This is a genomic window from Pseudomonas sp. 382 (assembly GCF_002759075.1).
Classification (GTDB): domain Bacteria; phylum Pseudomonadota; class Gammaproteobacteria; order Pseudomonadales; family Pseudomonadaceae; genus Aquipseudomonas; species Aquipseudomonas vlassakiae.
In genome coordinates, this window is sequence record NZ_PEMX01000093.1 from 1 (window position 1) to 1,192 (window position 1,192).

Below are 1,192 nucleotides of genomic sequence, written 5' to 3' on the forward strand. Positions count from 1 at the left end.
GGACAGTCTGAAAAAGACTTTCTGATTTTGGCAAAATAGCCGAACGCCACCCACCGAGTTTTCTGATGAAGCAGATGACCTTCGCCGATGCCGAGTACGCCGGCAAGCGCAAGCAGACCCGCAAAGAGCTGTTCCTGATCGAGATGGATCGGGTGGTGCCGTGGAAGGGGTTGATTGCCCTGATCGAGCCGCATTACCCCAAGGGTGAAGGTGGCCGTCCGGCGTACCCGTTGATGGCAATGCTGCGGGTTCATCTAATGCAAAACTGGTTCGGTTATAGCGATCCAGCGATGGAGGAGGCACTGTACGAGACCACCATCCTGCGGCAGTTCGCGGGGCTGAGCCTGGAGCGTATCCCCGACGAAACCACCATCCTCAACTTCCGTCGCCTGCTGGAGAAACACGAACTGGCTGCTGGCATCCTGGCCGTGATCAATGGCTACCTGGGTGACCGTGGCCTGTCGCTGCGCCAAGGCACCATCGTCGATGCCACGCTGATCAATGCGCCGAGTTCGACCAAGAACAAAGACGGCAAGCGCGACCCAGAGATGCACCAGACCAAGAAGGGCAACCAGTATTACTTTGGCATGAAGGCCCACATCGGCGTCGATGACGAATCGGGCCTGGTGCATAGCGTGGTAGGTACGGCGGCTAACGTGGCGGACGTCACCCAGGTCGACAAGTTGCTGCATGGCGAGGAAAACGTGGTCTGCGCCGATGCGGGTTATACCGGCGTCGAGAAGCGTGCCGAGCATGATGGCCGCGAAGTGATTTGGCAGGTGGCAGCACGGCGCAGCACTTACAAAAAGCTGGGCAAGAGCAGCGCGCTGTACAAAGCCAGACGCAAGATCGAGAAAGCCAAGGCTCAGGTACGGGCCAAGGTTGAGCACCCGTTTAGGGTGATCAAGCGGCAGTTCGGTTATGTGAAGACGCGCTTCCGTGGCTTGGCCAAGAATACTGCGCAACTGGTGACGCTGTTCGCGTTGTCGAACCTGTGGATGGCACGCCGACATTTGCTGACCAATGCAGGAGAGGTGCGCCTGTAATGCAGGAAATGGCCGCCGCGAGGTGTTCTCGGCGGCTAGAAACACCGAAATGAGCTGGTTATCTGATCGTTTTTGATCGGTTTGCCGCTTTCAAAATCGGCGGAGGCTGAAGTCAGCCGGAAATGCATGGCTACTTCAGACCATCC

1 protein-coding gene is annotated in these 1,192 nt (G+C 57.7%); it reads left to right on the forward strand.

Features of this window, described 5'->3' with window-relative positions; genetic code table 11:
- The first annotated feature begins 65 nt into the window (after positions 1 to 65).
- Entirely contained in the window at positions 66 to 1,046 is a 981-nt protein-coding gene (locus CQW31_RS30720; RefSeq protein ID WP_014595514.1) for an IS5-like element ISPst7 family transposase, read from the forward strand.
- Positions 1,047 to 1,192: the final 146 nt, after the last annotated feature.

Bases quoted from the DNA above. Each gene is read 5' to 3' on its own strand.
- CQW31_RS30720 (WP_014595514.1), top strand. From the start codon at position 66: ATGAAGCAGATGACCTTCGCCGATGCCGAGTACGCCGGCAAGCGCAAG.